Here is a 16,096-nt window from a genome sequence, read left to right on the forward strand (position 1 = left end):
CTCTAGGCTGGCGCGATGGACAAGGGGCTCGCTCACGAGGAAAGCGCGTTCATCAACTTTCGGCGCTACGTCCCGGATCCGAAGGAGCACGGGTTTCGGTGGGTCGACATCAAGCAGCTCCGCTTCTCTGCGGAGTCGGTGGCCGATAGAGGGCTGCTTGCCACGCTGATCGGGCATGAGCAGTTCTGGGACGACTATGCACGTGGTGGAGTGCTGCCGGACGGGACCCGGCACGGTCCGTATTGGCTGCGGTTGATCACTGCCGACCTGTACGAGTACATCAGCCAGGAGAAGGCCGTGCAGATCCTGCGGGAGTGGATGGATCCGCTCTGGGACGTGCCCACCGAGCTGGACGCAGATCTGCAGCGGGAGGTGTTCGCCCGCCTGGCCGCTGCCGATGGCATCTACTACCTCGGCGATCTCGGTGATGAGGCGATTCATGACTGGGGACGCGTACACGACTGCTTCCACGAGTTCGTGCTCATCGACCGCTCGGTTGGGCGGATCACGCTCATCGTCGCCGCCGATGACTGACGTGCAGTGGCTGACATCCGGACTTGGTTCGAGTCGAGCCCACTCGTCATCAGAAAGATCACCCGCCCCACACCGGACAGGTCCTGGCCATTCCACGACCATATAGTTGGCTCTTCATCAGTTTTGAAAATCAAATACAACTTTGCCATCCCTTGGTGTAGCTCGACCGGCGATTACGTGAGCCTCATGAGCATCACCCGGTGACCACAACCCCTCCCAGAGCAAGGGCAATTGCGGTCACTCTCCCCCCACGCACTGGTGAGAGGCACCGACGATGACGATGAACCACGCCCTGCGGTACGGCAGCCGCACGCTCGCGCTGACGGCGACCGCACTCGGGGTGATCGCGACGGCCGTCCCGGCTGCCGCCGACGAACAGCCCACGGCGGAGCAGATCCTGGCCGACTGCGCTTCCGGAGAAGGCAAGTGCAGCTTCAACTCGCCGCAGCTCGGCAAGGCCTATCTCGGTGAGCCCCGCCAGGTCTCTGAACTGCTCTTCAACTGCACCGAGTCGCCCGCCTCCCAGTCGATGTCATGGGCCGACACCGTGGGCTCATCCCACTCGGTGGGAGGCTCGGTCACCGTGGGCGGCGGTATCGAGGGCATCATCACGGCCAGTGTGACCGCGACGTACAACTACACCTGGCAGAGCTCGCACACGGAGACGAGTTCCTTCACCGTCACCGTGAAGCCCGGAGAAGTGGGCTGGATCTCCCGCGCGCAGGTCATGCAGCAGATATCCGGCACGTGGCAGACCCACTACGACGACCCCAAGTGGGGCCACTACTACTGGTTCGTGCCCGACACGGTCACCGGCCCGGCCCCGAACGGCACGGACGGCAAGCACAGCGCCGTCGTGGTCAAGTCCCGCAAGATGACCTCCGGCGAGAAGCAGCTGTGCGCCGGCGGCTCCGCCCAGGACAAGGTCTTCACCCGCAGTCGCTGATCCGGCCTCGGCGGTCAGGGATGAGACACGCGGACTGATGCCCGGCCCCGTCAGACGGTTCTCGTCCGACGGGGTGCCCCGCGGCGTCAACTGCTCGCGGCGGCGGTCACCGTGGCGGGATCCACCCCGGTCAGTTCGACGATGCGGTGCGGTGCCACACCGGCGGCCAGTGCTCGTCCGATCAGGCCGTCCCGCCCGTCCGCGCAGTCGCGGTAGGCGAGCAGTTCCTCCTCGACCCGGGCCAGCGGCTCCGGCGCCATCTGGTGGCGGAGGCGGTTCAGCTCCTCCTCGCTCAGCGGGACGGGCAGCCGCTCCGCTCCCTCCGGCACGGCTGCCCTCTCCTCCGGCGGCAGCAGACGCAGGTGCGGCGAGGTCGGCGTGCTTCCCTGAGCGTCGAGCCAGGCGCGCACCGCGGGAGTCTCCATGCACGCGAGTTCACCGACGGCCGCCGGAACCACGCCGAGCTGCGCGGACGCGTCGTCAAGCAGAAACAGGTAGGCGTCGTCGGTCATCCTCGGCTCCTTCACTCCAGGGTGCTGATCGACATCCCATTACCCCGCCGCGCGCGGAATACAGCCCGATCACCGCTGAGAGGGAACACCACTCGGCTGACGGGGGACGAGGCTCATGCGGGGGTGGCGGCGCGGCGCCGGGTCTCGGCGATGTGGGTGTCGATGTACGAGGCGAGGACGAGCGGGTCCCTGGGCTCGTCGGCGTGGAAGGCGACCCGGCGCAGCAGGATGACGCCGTCGAGGGTGATGCCTTCGCGGGCGAGGACGTAGACCAGTGTGAGGAAGGCGGCGCGGGCGTTGCCGTCGTCGAAGGGGTGGAAGAAGCAGACGTCGAGGTAGGCGCGGGCGCCGCGAGCGGTCAGGGGGAGGGGCCGTGCGGTGTCGCGTGCGCTCTCGGCCAGGCAGGCGTCCAGGCGGGCCCGGATGCCGGGGCCGATGCCGTAGCGTTCCCGGCCGCCCTTCGCGAAGGCGGGCCGGCTGCGCAGCGACGGGGGCTCCTCCGTCCCCAGGACGTGCTGCTGCCAGCGCTGCAGCAGCCCGAAGTCGAGGCGGGCGTCGCGGGCGGCGTCGGCCCGCAGCAGCTCCAGGGCGGTGAGCAGGCCGCGGGCCCGGTCCGGGTCCAGAGCGCCGTCGAATTCGCGGACGTCCTCTGCCGCGCCGTCGCGGGACGGGGTCACCGGCCCGTCCGCCCCGCTGTCCGGGGCCCGCTGCCACGGCACGCTCTCCCGTACGGCGAGCCAGCGCTCCAGATGGTCCGGCAGCGGCTCGGCGGACGGCGCCCGGTCGGCCGGCCGCAAGGACTGCGCCAGCCGCTCCGCGACGTCGTCGACCAGCGCAGCGTCAGGGCCGGTCCAGCTCAGGAACCGCCCGCCGATGGCACGGTCGACCAGCTCCTCCGCGAGGTCGGGTGGGACGGTCCAGCGGTCGAGGAACCAGGTGAGCACCTGGTGGCAGTGCCTGTGCCAGCCGCTGCCGCAGCCGGTGCGGTCGGTCACCTGAAGGATCAGGTTGCGGGCGGCCCGGTCCCACAGGATCCGGTCGTCCTCGACGGTGTCCAGGTCCAGCGGGTACGCCTCGATCCACCCGGCGAGACTTTCGAGCCATGCGCGCCATTCGCACAGGGCCGCGACCACGCGGGTGAGCGTCTCCTCGGGGGTGGTGATCGAGTCGCGCGGGCAGCACCAGTGCCCGACCGGCCCGCCGTCGAAGTCTCCTTCGTCGTGCGACCAGCGCCAGCCCGCCGCCCAACGGCCGTAATGCTCCATCAAGGCATGCGACATGGCATCGGCCCACCGCCTGGCCTCACCCCAACTCCAGTCGCTCATCACCGGATCGGCGAACGCGACATCCGGCCGACGCGGCACACAGCGGGCCGGCCCGAGCGAGCGGACCACCTGCTCCGCGGACGCGGCGTCGAAGGGGTGGCGGGCGGGGTCCGCCTCGTCCCAGCTCAGGAACCCAGGTGCCAGCACAGGTATCACCGCGCAAGCCTGCCACGCCCGCCCCGCGCCCGATCAAGCGAATATCCCCGGGACCCCGCGATCTCCGTCGGCATGCGGGCACGATCCCGGCCGCGGTCCCGGCGGCATCGAAGGGACCGCGGCCGGGACACATGGGCCGCGTTCGCGGGCATCTCAGAACTCGGCACCGGCCGTCTCCCACCCGGCCGCCCCGACGCCCGGGGCCATGTCCCAGGGCCGGGGACCGGTGCCGTCCGTCCACGCCTCCAGCGTCTCCCCGTCCACGCACACGATCCCGCACTGCTCGGCGTACTCCAGCGCCGGCGCTGTGAAGTCACTCGTGCTGACCAGCACGGCGACGTCGGCCTCGTGCACGGTGAAGCAGGTGCCGCCGAAACGCTGCAGATCCTGCGAACCGACCCGGTGGGTCTCGCCGTACTGCTTGCACTGGATGACGATGCGACGCCCGTCGGGCGTCGCGGCCAGGACGTCGGCGCCCAAGTCCCCAGCGCCTCCCACGACTTCAACACCTGAGCAGCCGTCCCGTTCGCAGAGCGCCGCGATCGCCTCCTCGAACTCCTCCGGCGTCAGGGCTTCGTAGTCGACGACGACCTCGGCGGCCGCCCGCCGGCGGGGAACCGGTGGAGCCTGAAGCTCCTCGGCCGCCGCCCTGGCCGCCTCGTCGAGTGCTGCGGCGGCCCGGCGTGCCACTCCCGCCACGCGCATCCGGCGCCGTAGGCTCAGGCAACCCGCGACACCTATCACGACCAGGACGAACACCCAGGCAGGACGCTGCTCGACGGTGTTCGCCGCCACACGGGCGGCGAGGCCCAGGACGATCACGACCACCGCGAGAAACACGAAGAACAGGGCCGTCGACCGAAGATCGAACCCATACCGACGGCGCTTCATGAGCCGAGTGCGCTGCGGAGGCACTGTCACTACATCCCCCCTCTTGGGACCAACAGCAAGATCACTCCCACCGTCTTCCCAAGATCACCGGCTTCACCGCTCCGGCCCCCGGTTGCGACACCCGCCCGGGGCCGCCGGTCGCGCCGCGTCATCGTTCCCGGAGGCGCCACCACCACCAGCGCCCCGCGGTCCACTCGCTCACCCACCCCGGATTCGGAAGCGTGCGGCGCTCGAACTCCGCGTCGATCCGCTCCACCAGGCGGCCCAGATCCGCCCGGGCACCTGTGGGCAGGTGTCGCAGGACCTCTTCCAGGTCGTCACGACCGTCTTCGATCTCGATGCCGGGACTCTCGTAGGGGCCCTCCAGGTAACGCCCCGGCTGGCTGAAGGCCCTCTCGAAGCGGCTGAGAGCTACAGCAACGGCGTCGGGCCACAGACGTTCGGCCTCAACACGCCGCACTGCTGCCCGAGTTCGGGCCGACACGGCCGGAATCCGGCGAACCGGCGTGTGCTTGGGGGGCCGCCACCGCTCGGCGCGGACGGCCTTCGGGCGCCTACGCGGCATTGCCCTTTCGGATCAGAACCATGCCGGCATCCTGCCACAGCTGCCCGCGCCTGATCGCCGGGCTGTTCGCCCATCGCCGCACTCGCCTGGCCGTTGATGCCGCCTCGGATGCAGCCGGCCTTCGCGCGGACGAGGCGCGAGTTCGCGAAGTCCTCCAGCTCGACGCTGTTGGGCGCGTGCTCGTTGAACGCCATGCCGCCCAGATGTACGGGCTGTACGGGGGGCGTCGATCTCGGCCTGCTGCTCGGGCGTCGGCGGCATCGGCAGCGTGCTGAGGAACCGCGGCTCCTCGGCCTCCGGCAGGCCCTGCCACAGGTCCAGGCCGTACGGGGCGCGGATCCCGCCGGGTAACGTACATCTCTTCGGGCGCCGTTGGGTCCCGGAGTCCAAGAGGTGAACGGCCGATGACGCTTGGTGAACTGCCTGTCGCATGGAGCGTGCCCCCAGAGGACGCCCGAGCTGGATGGCGGGCCTTGTGCTGGACCGTCGGACCGAGCGGCGTACTCGCGGTGATGCTGGTCCAGGAGAGGCACCTGCGCCATTCCCCGCATGTCAAGGGATGGGTGGGATGGAGCGTGGCGGCTCCGTGTGACGGCGTCCTGGTCGTGGTCTCGGGCGGTGTTGAGCATCGCGTCTCCGTGACCGGCATACCCGCGTGGACCAGCCACCTGGCCCTGCTCCCGCGGTCCCGGTTCCTGCTGGCGTCAGGCCGCACATCCCGGGATCGGAACGGGACTTGGGAGAAGAACGCGGTCGTGTACTCCGGCGACGGACAGCCGGTGAGCCGCTTGTGCATCGGCGACGACATCGACTTCATCCTCACCGACCGCGACGGCGGCATCTGGACCTCGCACGGTGACGAGGGCATCTATGGGGATCACCCGGAGTCAGGTGCCGGCCTTGCCCGCTGGGACGCCGACGGTGCCCACACCTGGGGCCCTCGAGGACGACTCCCCGTATGGCCCCTCGGCGGACACGCGGCAGCCACCGAGGATGGCATGACCTGGCTCGCCTGGTACAGCCACAAGGGTGCCTTCCTCTCCCGAGTCGTCCCCGGCACCGGCGACCTCACCAACTACCGCACCCCCCTGAGAGACACCGACGGCATCGCCGTCCGCGGCACCCGGATGCTCCTCACTCGCCGCTTCCACAACCGTCCCGGCGTCGGACTGAGCCGCGCGGAGCTCGTCGACGATGCCTGGGTGATCACCACTCAGGAGAAGCTGCGACTACCGGGGCCGGTGGTCATGTACTGCGCCCAGGGCCGCGACGGTGTCCTCTGGCTCCGCGCCGGCGACAGCTGGCTGCACATCGGGACTTGAGCCATCAAGGCTCGCGTAGTACTTCCGTTCGCGGACGCGGCCCATGTCCTTGAGGTGGTCCTGATGGACCCGGAGGCTGTGGTCCTCGATGGCGCACTCGACATTGACAGGCACGGTCAAGAGACCGCGCGGGAGGCGCCTGATCACATGGTCCGGGCATGGAAGACCTCCGCGACCGGTCCTGAACACCTGGCGACTGTGAGCCGCGCCAAGCCCGCACACACCGGACCCCGGGCGACTGCGTCTGCCGGACATCGGCCGCACGTAGCGGCGCAGCGAGATAGGCTCACGCCCATGGGAAACATGCGTTCGACAGGACCGACGGGCTTCCGGTAGCCCGCCAGGACATACCTGGCGGTGGCTGCGATCGGAGTTCCGTGACACGCACCGCTCATCACCTTCCCCCTGCGCACAGCCGGAGTGCCATCGCCTCGTCGGGAAAGCCCTGGCGCTCCGTGATCCTCTACGACCTCAGGTACAGCGCGCGTACCTTCACCGACGCCGCACGACAGTCCAGGCGGCCCCAACCTCGCACGGTCCGCCGGACGGTTGCGATCTACTCCTTCGCCCGACACCAGCGGGACCGCTCCGTGGCCGAGTGGTCCGTCACGGAGGAACGCCGGGCGCGGCAGCGGCTACGAGCTCAGGCAGGCGCTCTCCTGCGGCTGGTGAACTCCACCGCCGACGAGCTCGCGCTCGATGCGGTGGACACGATCGACATCGTGCCGGCGCGTCATCGGCGTAGCTCGCTCTGGCTCGCATAACGACCGGCACGCACCGGAGTTGAGGCGAACGGTCAGTCGATCAGGACGCCCGGGTTGAGGATGCGATGGGGGTCCAGGGCGTCCTTGGCGGCGCGCAGCGCCAGCGCGAAGGGATCCGGGCGCTGGAGGTCGTAGCCGGGACGGTGGTCGCGGCCGACGGCATGGTGGTGGGTGATGGTGGCGCGGTAGCGGTGGAGGACTTCGCTCGCGGCAGCCTTGATGTCGTCCCAGATGCGCACTTCGTCGCCCGGGCGGCCGGCGACGGCCACGGTGAAGTAGGGCGCGGCGCCGTCGGGGTAGACGTGTGTCAGGCGGCAGTTGACCGTGGCCGGGTGCCCGGTGGCCTTCGAGGCGACGGAGCTCACCTCGGTGCGGACGGCGTCGATCAGGGACGGAACCCGGTCCCAGGTGGCGGCGGTCTCGAAGGTCTCGACGACGGCGCCCATGCGGGCCAAACCGTCCCGCAGATAAGGCATGCGCAGGAATGCCGAACGCCAGGCGCTCACCGCCGTGTCGGCGGGGGCCCCGCCGTCCGCTGCCGGCGTCCCGCCAAGGCCGCTATGGCCGCCACGCCCGCTATGGCCGCCACGCCCGCCATGGGCGCCACGCCCGCCATGGGCGAGGGCCAGGTCCAGGGCGCTCGCGAGGCGGTCGTCGACGGGCGAGGTGGCGGACTCGAAGCCCAGCACCAGGACGGAGGAGCCGTCGTGGGAGGCGCCGGACAGCAGCGCCTCGCCGGGATCGAGCAGACGGCAGTTGGCGGGGGAGAGGTCGGACCGGGCGATGGCGCGCACCGCCTCCAGCGCCTGCTGGAAGTCGGCGAACGCCACCGACGCCGACGCCTTGTGGTGTGGCCGCTCCTGGAGGCGCATCCACGCCTCGGTGATGATGCCGAGCGCGCCCTCGGAGCCGAGGAACAGACGATCGGGCGAGGGTCCCGCACCGGAGGCGGGCAGCCGCCAGGACGTGCCAGGTCCGGCGGGCGTGACCACGCTCAGGGACTGCACGAAGTCGTCGATGTGCGTGCGGCCGGTGGCGTAATGGCCTCCGGCCCGGGTGGCCAGCCAGCCGCCGAGGGTGGAGAACTCGAAGCTCTGCGGGAAGTGGCGCAGGGTCAGGCCGTGGGGCCGCAACTGCGCCTCCAGCACGGGACCGAGCGCCCCTGACTGGATGCGGGCCGAACGGCTGACCGTGTCGACCTCCAGGACCCGGTCCATCGACGTCAGGTCGAGTGAGAGCACGGCCCGGTGGGCGTCGCCGCGGTACTCCACGCCGCCGACCACGGAGGAGCCGCCGCCGAAGGGGATGACGGCCACACCCCGCCCGCCGGCCCAGTCCAGCAGGTCGGCCACCTCCCGGTCGTCGGTCGGGCGGGCGACCAGGTCGGGGATCCGGCCCGGCCGGCCGCGCAGGGCCCGGATGACGTCGCGGTAGGCCTTGCCCATGGCGTGGGCGGCGCGCACGCCGGGATCGGTCGTGACGAGGTGAGCCAGCGCGGTCGGGGGTGTCACGCCGGGGCGGCCGATCGACAGGTCGGCGACCCGGGGCACCGGCAGCGGACGGCCCGGGGTGCCCGGCAACAGGGCCCCCAGCGCCACGCATTCGGCGTCGTCGGGGTGTGCGTCCGTGTACCCCCAGCCCCACCAGGAGCGGGTGCGGGAGGTGACGGGGCCGGAGGGTGAGGCAGGCATGCGCGCTCCCATCGAGGCCGGTGAAGTGACCCATCGGAAATTTACCGTAGGGTAATATCCACTTCATGACAACGCCTCCCTCGAAGGCCGGCACCAAGGGGGTCCCCAGGGCCGCCCGCGAACGACAGGTTCTGGACGTGGCGACCGAGGAGTTCGGACGCCGCGGCTACGAAGCCACCACCGTGGCCGCCGTCGCCACCCGGGTCGGTGTCACCAAGCCCCTGCTGCACCACTACTTCGGCAGCAAGCAGGACCTCTACCTCGCGTGTCTGAACCCCGTGGGCGACCGGCTGCTGCACGCCGTCCGCACCGCCATGACCGGACCCGCCTCCGCCGCGCAGTCGACCGCCGTGACCGGACCTGCCTCCGCCGCGCAGTCCACCGCCGTGACCGGACCCGCCTCCGTCGGGCAGCCCACCGCCCTGCGCGTGCTGCACGCCCTGTTCTCCGCCCTGGACGGGCAGCGCGAGGCATGGTTCGTCCTTTACGACACCACGCTGCCGCCCGACAGCGACGCCGCACGGCGCGCTGCGTACTACCGCCGCGCCATCGACGACCTCGCCGCGACCGGCACCGCCGACCTCCTGCGGACGACCTGCTCCAGTGACCCGCTCGACGCCGACGCCCTCGCCTACGCCTGGCGCGGTCTGTGCACCGCACTGGTCCGCTGGTGGGTCAGCCACCCCGACGAGTCCCCCGAAGCCATGGCGCAGCGCTGCGCACGACTCTTCGCAGCCGGCCGCACCCTCCTCACGGAGGCCTCGGAGTGATGTGACCGACGCGGGCGGCGTCGCTCGTTCCGGGCGGCGGTCAGGCGACGCGGTGGATCAGGAGGACGTGGTCGGTGACCTCTGCGGTGCGGCCGTCCGGGCCGGTCGCCACCCGGTGGAGTGTCTCGGCCCGCTCGACCGTCCAGGTCTCCGGGTCCAGGCCGATTCCGGCGGCGACCTCCCGCGGGCTCGGGTACCGGATGTCCGGATCCTGGTTCCACGACCAGGGCGCGGTCGATCCGTGGTCGACCACCAGCAGCCGTCCGCCCGGGCGCAGTACGTGGGCGGCCGAGCGCAGGACGGTCGAACGGTCCAGGCCGAAGGGGGTGTGCAGGTAGTGGGCGCAGACCAGGTCGAACCCGCCCTGCGGGAAGGACGCCTGCAGGTCGTGGCACACGGCGTTGACGCGATCGCCCAGCCCCTGGGAGCCGGCGAGGGCGGTGAGCCGCTCGACCGCCACGGCCGAGATGTCGACCGCGGTGACATGCCAGCCCTGGGAGGCGAGCCACAGTGCGTCGCCGCCCTCGCCGCATCCGAGGTCCAGTGCCTGACCGGGTGGCAGGTCCGAAACCGTCTCGGTGAGGCGGGCGTTGGGCCGCGGGGCGTCGGCTGCCGGCCGGGCCGCGTAGACGCCGTCCCAGAACGCGAGCGCATCGGTGGTGCTCATCGGGCCTCCTTGTGCGGGTGGAGGCCCAGTCTCGACGGGCGCCTCGCGCTCGGTACGGAATCTTGCCGTTACGGCAAAGAGCCCCGTGCGGCCGAGGAGACGGCCGCGCCCCGGCCCAGGGACACACCCTGGGCCGGGGCGCGGCTGGTGCCGGAGCCGTCAGGCGGAGAAGGGAACCGCGTCGTCGGGGTCGGCGTGCCAGTTGGTGGCGATGGGCCGGTCGACCGTGGCGGTCTCGGGGAGCGCGAGGGTGACGGCGTTGCTCTCGTCGCCCGCGACGGCGAGGTGGAGGAAGCCGAACTCCCTGCCGTGGTCGTTGTTCGTGGTCTTCGGGTTGATGCCGGCGTACGCGGCGGTGGAGCCGGACACGGTGACCCTGTCGCTGACGGCGTGCTCGGCCGGCGACACCTCGGTGTCGGCGGAGGAGCCGAAGGAGGCGGAGGGGAAGACGCCCTCCAGGTAACAGGTCACGCCGGACTTGGCCTTGGCGGTGACGAGGAAGTAGCCGCCCGCCTGCGTCTTCAGGCTGACCTTGTAGGTCAGGTCCTTGGTCACGCAGGCCCGCACGGCGGTGCTTCGGCTGTCGGCGGTGGCCGTGGCCGGGGCGGTCGCGGTGGCGGTGATGGCCACCGCGGCGACCGCGGCCAGAGCGAGGCGGGCGGACGGGGCGGCAAAGCGCGAGCGCATTCGAGATCTCCATGGTGCGAAGTGGGTTGTCCGGCAAGCCGCTCGGACGACCTCAGCCTGTTCCGCGACGCGTCCCAGCCGCCACACAAGAGGGTCACTTCGGGACGCCGGAACGCTGGAACGGGCGCTGACCAGCACAGATGCCAGCTGCCTGGAACGGCATGCCGGGACGCGGAGGAGCGATCGGCCTCCTACGTGTCTGCGTACCGGGCGGCCATCGCGGCGGCGCGGTCGCGCAGGGCGGTGCGCAACGCCCCCGGAGCCAGGGCTTCCGCGTCCGTGCCGAGCTGCCACAGTGCCCACTCGGCGTGTCGTAGATCCTGGAACGTCACCTCCAGCCGCAGTCGGCCGTCGGCGTCGAGTTCCGCGGTGCGGACGGCCACCGCGCTGCCCAGCAGTTCTTCCCGCCGCTTCGGGTCCACCCGTACCAGCACGGCGATGTGGTCACCGGACAAAAACTGGGCGCAGCGTTCCCGCCAGATCCGGTCCAGATCGACCCGGTCCGGTCGCTGCGCGGTTTCGGGGAGTTCCTCGGCCGCGAGCACCCGCGACAACCGGTAGGTGCGGTCCGCGCCGGATCTCGTGGCCAGCAAGTAGCCCCGGTCGCGCACGGTTACCAGGCCGATCGGGTCCACCGTGCGCCACTGCGGTGACTGGCCCGTGGCCGCGTAGTGGACGCGCAGTTTGTGTCCGGCGAGCACCGCGCGCCGGATCTCGACCATGGTCGCTTCGGGGATCTCATCGGTGACCGCCCGGCGTGAGAGCAGGTCGGTCTCCGGCTCGACGAGGAATCGCCGGGCCGCGTGGCTCGCGGTGGTCTGATGGCTTTCGGGCAGTGCGTCGACCACCTTGCGCATGGCCGAAGCGAGCGCCGAGCCGAGGCCGAACGCCTGCTCACCGCGCCCCGATCCGGCGGTCAGCAGCGCAAGGGCCTCGTCGTGGTTCAGGCCGGTGAGCTCGGTCCGGAAACCGGGCAGCAGCGCGAACCCGCCGTGCCGGCCGCGTTCGGCGTACACCGGGACCCCGGCCGCCGACAGCGCCTCGATGTCGCGCAGCACCGTACGGGTGGACACCTCCAGCTCGCGGGCCAGCGTGTCCGCGGTCAGCCGACCGCGCTGACGCAGCAGCAGCACCAAGGAGACCAGCCGATCGGCGCGCATACGGGGACCTTAACGAATACATGACCAAGGGTGTCGTGATTCGTTGGAAGGCTCTCCAGCAGCGACGTCGACGACGGTGGCACCCGCGCCGATGGACGTACGCCATCCCCATGACCCGAATGGAGCGGATGTGGCAGTGGAACGAACGGCGATCAACCCGGTGACCTGGTCGGCCGGGATGGGATTCAACCAGGGTGAGGTCGTCTCCGAGCACACCCGGACCCTGTACTGCTCCGGACAGACCGCGATGGGCGGCGACGGCAAGCCCCGGCACGACGGTGACATGGCCGCACAGCTGGCGCTGAGCCTCGACAACCTGGAGGCCGTGCTCGGCGAGGCCGGCATGTCCCTCGCGAACCTCGTCCGGCTCAACGTCTACACCACCGACGTCGATCTGCTGTTCCCGCACTACGGAGTGCTGGCGTCGCGGCTGGGCGCCGCCGGGGTGGCACCGGCCACCACGATGCTCGGGGTGACGCGGCTGGCCGTCCCCGGTCAGATGGTGGAACTTGAGGGAACCGCCGTCGCGTGACGCGACCTCGCCCCCTCGTGCTGCCCGTGCCGGCCACAACGCACCGGCACGTGCAGCGGGCAGGTGGGTGATGGGTGATGCTCAGAATGGTGACGATCGGCGTCTACGGCTTCGACCGCGGCTCCTTCCTGCGAGCTCGCACCGACCACCGAACTGCGCCGGCCCCAGGACGCCGAGGACGCCGAGAACGCCGTCCAGGGTCGGCAAACGCTCGCGCCGCGAACCGGCCCTACCGAAAATCCGGTGGGTCCTTCGCCATGGGTGAGTCACAATTCCCGGGGAATCGGGGCGAGGGGGAGCTTGGTTGGACGTGTTCGCGTGTGCCGGGTGCGGCACGGAGTTGACTGCGCCGGTGTCCCGAGTGGCCCTCCCGGTCCACACCCATCACGGGGGATGGGAGGAACTTCATCCTCCGCTGATGGAGCCCGCGACGTACGCCGTCGACCCCCGGCCCACCGGACCGCCGTGGCGGTTGTGGGAGGAGGCCGGAGAGGACGCGGCTGCCCGGCAGGGCGTGTACGCGCCGGTGTACTCCGTCTCCTTCGGCGCACGGAACAGGATCGTCATCGCTCCCGGAGACTCCCGGTCCATGGCCCTGATACCCGAGAAGTGCGAGGGCTACTGCCGGGGTGTGGACGGCCGAAACGGCCCCAACCTGGCGTGCGAGGGGTGCGGGCGGGCCGTGGCGACCCGCATGGACGACTGCGGAATGTGGCAGACGGTGTGGCTGGAGCCCGACGCGGTCGTACGCCACCCTTCGGGACTCCCCGCCGGTCCGCCTCCCGACTGGGACGAGCTGGAGCGCCCCGAGCACCGCGTCCCACCGGTCGAACCCGACGGGTCGTGGAGCCGTCGCTGGGAGGCGGCGCTCGGGGTCGCGCTGGCCCACCTCGTGGCAGCCACTGAGGACCGCCCCGTGATCCTTCCCGCCGGCCCCGTCACCGAGCTGCTCGGCCACGCCGTCGGCCGGTACCTGCCAGCCGGGCCCGATGCCCGTACCGTGGGGCTGGCCGGTCCGGGAATCCGCACGCCCCACCCTCGTCCCGACGTCCTCCTCGTCCCCCGGCACCCCCTCACGGGCACACCCTGGCGCCCACCCGGCGACGATGGGGTCTTGGTGCCGCTGGACAGCGGGGTCTGGGCGTACCTCGCCCACCAGGGCGAGACCTCACCGATGCCCGCGACCGGGGTGCTTCCGGACGGAGTCCTGCGCGACGACTATCCCCTGCCGCCGCGCCCCTGGTGCCCGCTGACGCCCCACCACCGCGCCTTCGAGTACACCCTGGTCGGCCTGCCCGCCATACGCACCCCCCGGCTGCGCAGGTACCACGACGCGCACCGGTCATGAACGTCTGAGGGGGCGTCCACAGCGCCGCGATCGCAGCGGCCCGCTCATCATTCGGTTCGGATCTCAGGTCTCTTTGATCCGCCGGGACCCTCTTGGTGGTTCTACCTCACACGGCCCACGGGTCGGTGATCTGCCTGAGCAGGGTGAGCGCTTCCCGCAGCTGCTTCATCCGCCGCTTGCCCAGGTGTTCCTCCCACTCCCTCTCCACCTCGGCCACCACCGCGTCGGCGACCTCCTTGGCCGCCCAGGCCTTCTCCGCTCCGCGGACGAGGCGGGCCCGCTTGTCGGTCGGGTCGGGCACCCGGGTGACGTAGCCCGCCTTCTCCAGCTGGTCGACGAGGAAGCCCGCGGTCTGCTTGGTGATCTGGGCTTGTTCGGCCAGCTCGGTGAGGCGCGTGCCCTCCGGGCCGATGCGTTGCATGACCCGGGCCTGGGCGGGCGTGAAGTCGTCGAAACCGGCCTCGGCGAGCGCGGCGAAGACTCGGTTCTCCAGGGCCCGGTAGGGCAGGAACAGGAGCACCCCCGTGTTCAGGTCGCTCTCCGTCGCCGGCGTCGGCTCGCTTCCCGCACCCATGGCCGTGGATACCCCGCTCCTCTTGACATTAGTCAGCTTCCCTGACTACTTTGGTCAGAGAAGCTTACCATTTGGGTGGGTGATGTCGTGAGTGCAGTGCTGGACACCGACGAGCTCTGGCGGATCGTCGACCAGGAGCGGACGAGCCTGGCCGACCTGCTGGACGGCTTGAGCCCCGAGGGATGGGAGACGCGCACGCGGTGCGGTGACTGGCGAGTGCGGGACGTGGCCGCGCATCTGAACTCGGCGGTGCGCGAAGGGGCGCTGCCCGTCGCCGAGATCGCCGCCCACCTCCGCTCGATCGTCGGCTCCCGCCGCCTGGCGCCCACCACCTCGCCCCGCGAGCCGCTCCTCGACCTCCTCGTCCATGGGCAGGACATCGCCCTGGCGCTCGGCCGGACGCGCCGGATGCCCCCTGCCGCCGCCCGTGACGCCGCCGACCGGGTGTGGACCATGCGCATCCCGCCCCGCCCGTGGCCCCTGCCGAAGGCCCGGCTCGTCGCCACCGACATCGAGTTCACGCGCGGGGCCGGCCCGGAGGTCCGCGGCCCGATCGCGGCCCTTCTCCTGCTGCTCACCGGCCGCCAGGAAGCGGCCCGGGAGTGGGCCGAACGCGCCGGGGAGTCATGGACGGGGGTCGCGACTTCCCGGTGAGGCACCGAAGGGCGAGAGCGTCCGGCGCAGGTCGCGGACTACCGGTCGGGGGCGGGCACTCTCACCCGGGCTCGTTGCGCGACCAGAGCGCCCGGCGGGGAGAGGCGTCTCCGTTGTGCAGGGCGAGCTCCGCCTCGTACAGGGCGGTGGTGACCCACGCCAGGAAGTCGTCACGGTGGGTCATGCCTTCATGATGAGCCCGGGCCTGTGCGCCGGTCGCGATGTCGAGCGGGTGTCAGCCGACGGCCAGCGTGCGTCCGAGGAGGGGAAGCAACCGGTCCCAGTGCCGTCGCAGCGCCTTCGGGTCGAAGGCGTCGGTGTCGGACATCGTGAAGCCGTGGACGGTGCCGGGATAGATCTCGGAGGTGTAAGAGACCCCCGCGGCATCCAATGCACCGTTGAGCTCGCCGAGCGCCTCGGGCGTCAGGTCGGATGCGGCGTGACCGAGCAGCACCTCGGCGGTGAGCCCGGACAGGAGGCGGTGCAGACCCTCGGGCCCGTCGGCCGCCACGGGGCCGTGAAACCCGGCGACGGCGGCGACCAGGCCGGGACGGGCCGCGGCGGTGCGCATCGCCAGGAGGCCGCCGATGCAGTAGCCGGTCACCGCCACCGGCCCGGCCCCGACCTCGGGCCGGGTGGTGAGGAACCGGAGGTAGGCGGCGGCGTCACTCAGGACGCGTTCGGTGCCGTGCGCCTCGATCATGGGCATCAGCCGGGCGAAGATCGCGGGCCGGGCCTCTTCCCCGATGTGCTCGGGAAGTTCGATGACCGGAGCCGGGCCGTGCCGGTAGAAGACGTTGGGGACGAGCACGTAGTACCCGTGCCCGGCGAGTTCGCGGGCCATCTCCCGCAGCACGGGCCGGATGCCGAAACCGTCGGGGTACATCAGCACCCCGGGGTGCCGTTCGCCGTCGTCGGGATGGGCGGCGAAGGCGTCGGCCCGGCCGTCCTCGGTGGGGATCAGCAGTGTCTTGGTGGGCAACATCGTCCCGTCGTGA

General features: G+C 71.1%; 18 protein-coding genes. 7 read left to right on the plus strand and 11 right to left on the minus strand.

From position 1 onward, the window contains the following. Positions 1 to 15: 15 nt before the first annotated feature. Both RFN52_RS38430 and RFN52_RS38435 read left to right on the plus strand, forming a co-directional pair. A complete protein-coding gene (locus tag RFN52_RS38430; RefSeq protein WP_184853525.1) occupies positions 16 to 534 on the plus strand; it encodes a hypothetical protein in 519 nt (172 codons plus the stop codon). A gap of 274 nt (positions 535 to 808) precedes the next feature. Next, entirely contained in the window at positions 809 to 1,480 is a 672-nt protein-coding gene (locus RFN52_RS38435) for a hypothetical protein (RefSeq protein WP_184853526.1), read from the plus strand. An 86-nt stretch (positions 1,481 to 1,566) separates the two neighbouring features. Here the strand turns inward: RFN52_RS38435 and RFN52_RS38440 are convergent, their stop codons facing one another. From RFN52_RS38440 to RFN52_RS38455, 4 genes are all read right to left on the minus strand, one after another. Next, entirely contained in the window at positions 1,567 to 1,992 is a 426-nt protein-coding gene (locus RFN52_RS38440) for a DUF6003 family protein (protein ID WP_033308871.1), read from the minus strand. A gap of 113 nt (positions 1,993 to 2,105) precedes the next feature. Next, positions 2,106 to 3,473, minus strand: a complete 1,368-nt coding sequence (locus RFN52_RS38445; protein WP_184853527.1) for a cell filamentation protein Fic — start codon at positions 3,471 to 3,473, stop codon at positions 2,106 to 2,108. A 153-nt stretch (positions 3,474 to 3,626) separates the two neighbouring features. Beyond that, complete coding sequence (locus tag RFN52_RS38450; RefSeq protein ID WP_425579480.1) at positions 3,627 to 4,394, minus strand: restriction endonuclease; 768 nt, start codon at positions 4,392 to 4,394, stop codon at positions 3,627 to 3,629. A 118-nt stretch (positions 4,395 to 4,512) separates the two neighbouring features. Then, positions 4,513 to 4,824 carry a hypothetical protein gene (locus tag RFN52_RS38455; protein ID WP_229856960.1) on the minus strand — a complete coding sequence of 104 codons (312 nt, stop codon included), beginning with the start codon at positions 4,822 to 4,824 and terminating at the stop codon, positions 4,513 to 4,515. Between the two features lie 680 nt (positions 4,825 to 5,504). Here RFN52_RS38455 and RFN52_RS38460 point away from each other — a divergent pair. Continuing rightward, entirely contained in the window at positions 5,505 to 6,251 is a 747-nt protein-coding gene (locus tag RFN52_RS38460) for a hypothetical protein (RefSeq protein WP_311241165.1), read from the plus strand. Between the two features lie 796 nt (positions 6,252 to 7,047). Here RFN52_RS38460 and RFN52_RS38465 read toward each other — a convergent pair. Further along, complete coding sequence (locus tag RFN52_RS38465; protein WP_184853531.1) at positions 7,048 to 8,706, minus strand: FAD-binding oxidoreductase; 1,659 nt, start codon at positions 8,704 to 8,706, stop codon at positions 7,048 to 7,050. A 65-nt stretch (positions 8,707 to 8,771) separates the two neighbouring features. On the opposite strand from RFN52_RS38465, the gene RFN52_RS38470 reads away from it, so the two are divergent. Continuing rightward, positions 8,772 to 9,476 carry a TetR/AcrR family transcriptional regulator gene (locus RFN52_RS38470; protein ID WP_184853532.1) on the plus strand — a complete coding sequence of 235 codons (705 nt, stop codon included), beginning with the start codon at positions 8,772 to 8,774 and terminating at the stop codon, positions 9,474 to 9,476. A 40-nt stretch (positions 9,477 to 9,516) separates the two neighbouring features. Here RFN52_RS38470 and RFN52_RS38475 read toward each other — a convergent pair whose 3' ends face one another. The 3 genes from RFN52_RS38475 to RFN52_RS38485 form a co-directional block, all read right to left on the minus strand. Continuing rightward, positions 9,517 to 10,143 carry a class I SAM-dependent methyltransferase gene (locus tag RFN52_RS38475; protein ID WP_184853533.1) on the minus strand — a complete coding sequence of 209 codons (627 nt, stop codon included), beginning with the start codon at positions 10,141 to 10,143 and terminating at the stop codon, positions 9,517 to 9,519. Between the two features lie 159 nt (positions 10,144 to 10,302). After that, positions 10,303 to 10,830, minus strand: coding sequence for a DUF4232 domain-containing protein (locus RFN52_RS38480; protein ID WP_184853534.1), 528 nt, complete (start codon positions 10,828 to 10,830; stop codon positions 10,303 to 10,305). A gap of 191 nt (positions 10,831 to 11,021) precedes the next feature. Then, positions 11,022 to 11,990, minus strand: coding sequence for a helix-turn-helix transcriptional regulator (locus RFN52_RS38485; protein ID WP_184853535.1), 969 nt, complete (start codon positions 11,988 to 11,990; stop codon positions 11,022 to 11,024). A 136-nt stretch (positions 11,991 to 12,126) separates the two neighbouring features. Here RFN52_RS38485 and RFN52_RS38490 point away from each other — a divergent pair, with 136 nt between their 5' ends. Together RFN52_RS38490 and RFN52_RS38495 are read left to right on the plus strand one after the other, a co-directional pair. After that, positions 12,127 to 12,522, plus strand: a complete 396-nt coding sequence (locus RFN52_RS38490) for a RidA family protein (protein ID WP_184854199.1) — start codon at positions 12,127 to 12,129, stop codon at positions 12,520 to 12,522. A 418-nt stretch (positions 12,523 to 12,940) separates the two neighbouring features. After that, the gene (locus RFN52_RS38495; RefSeq protein WP_374050203.1) at positions 12,941 to 13,870 is read left to right on the plus strand and encodes a hypothetical protein; all 930 of its coding nucleotides are present in this window, start codon (positions 12,941 to 12,943) and stop codon (positions 13,868 to 13,870) included. A gap of 106 nt (positions 13,871 to 13,976) precedes the next feature. Here the strand turns inward: RFN52_RS38495 and RFN52_RS38500 are convergent, their stop codons facing one another. Continuing rightward, complete coding sequence (locus RFN52_RS38500) at positions 13,977 to 14,444, minus strand: MarR family winged helix-turn-helix transcriptional regulator (RefSeq protein WP_184853537.1); 468 nt, start codon at positions 14,442 to 14,444, stop codon at positions 13,977 to 13,979. Positions 14,445 to 14,540: 96 nt separating this feature from the next. Here RFN52_RS38500 and RFN52_RS38505 point away from each other — a divergent pair, with 96 nt between their 5' ends. Then, positions 14,541 to 15,098 carry a maleylpyruvate isomerase N-terminal domain-containing protein gene (locus RFN52_RS38505; RefSeq protein WP_184854200.1) on the plus strand — a complete coding sequence of 186 codons (558 nt, stop codon included), beginning with the start codon at positions 14,541 to 14,543 and terminating at the stop codon, positions 15,096 to 15,098. A gap of 61 nt (positions 15,099 to 15,159) precedes the next feature. On the opposite strand, the gene RFN52_RS38510 is transcribed toward RFN52_RS38505, so the two are convergent. Further along, a complete protein-coding gene (locus RFN52_RS38510; RefSeq protein WP_268254268.1) occupies positions 15,160 to 15,282 on the minus strand; it encodes a hypothetical protein in 123 nt (40 codons plus the stop codon). Positions 15,283 to 15,333: 51 nt separating this feature from the next. Then, the gene (locus RFN52_RS38515) at positions 15,334 to 16,080 is read right to left on the minus strand and encodes a dienelactone hydrolase family protein (protein WP_184854201.1); all 747 of its coding nucleotides are present in this window, start codon (positions 16,078 to 16,080) and stop codon (positions 15,334 to 15,336) included. Positions 16,081 to 16,096: the final 16 nt, after the last annotated feature.

Origin of the sequence: Streptomyces collinus (genome assembly GCF_031348265.1) — a bacterium.
GTDB lineage: Bacteria > Actinomycetota > Actinomycetes > Streptomycetales > Streptomycetaceae > Streptomyces > Streptomyces collinus.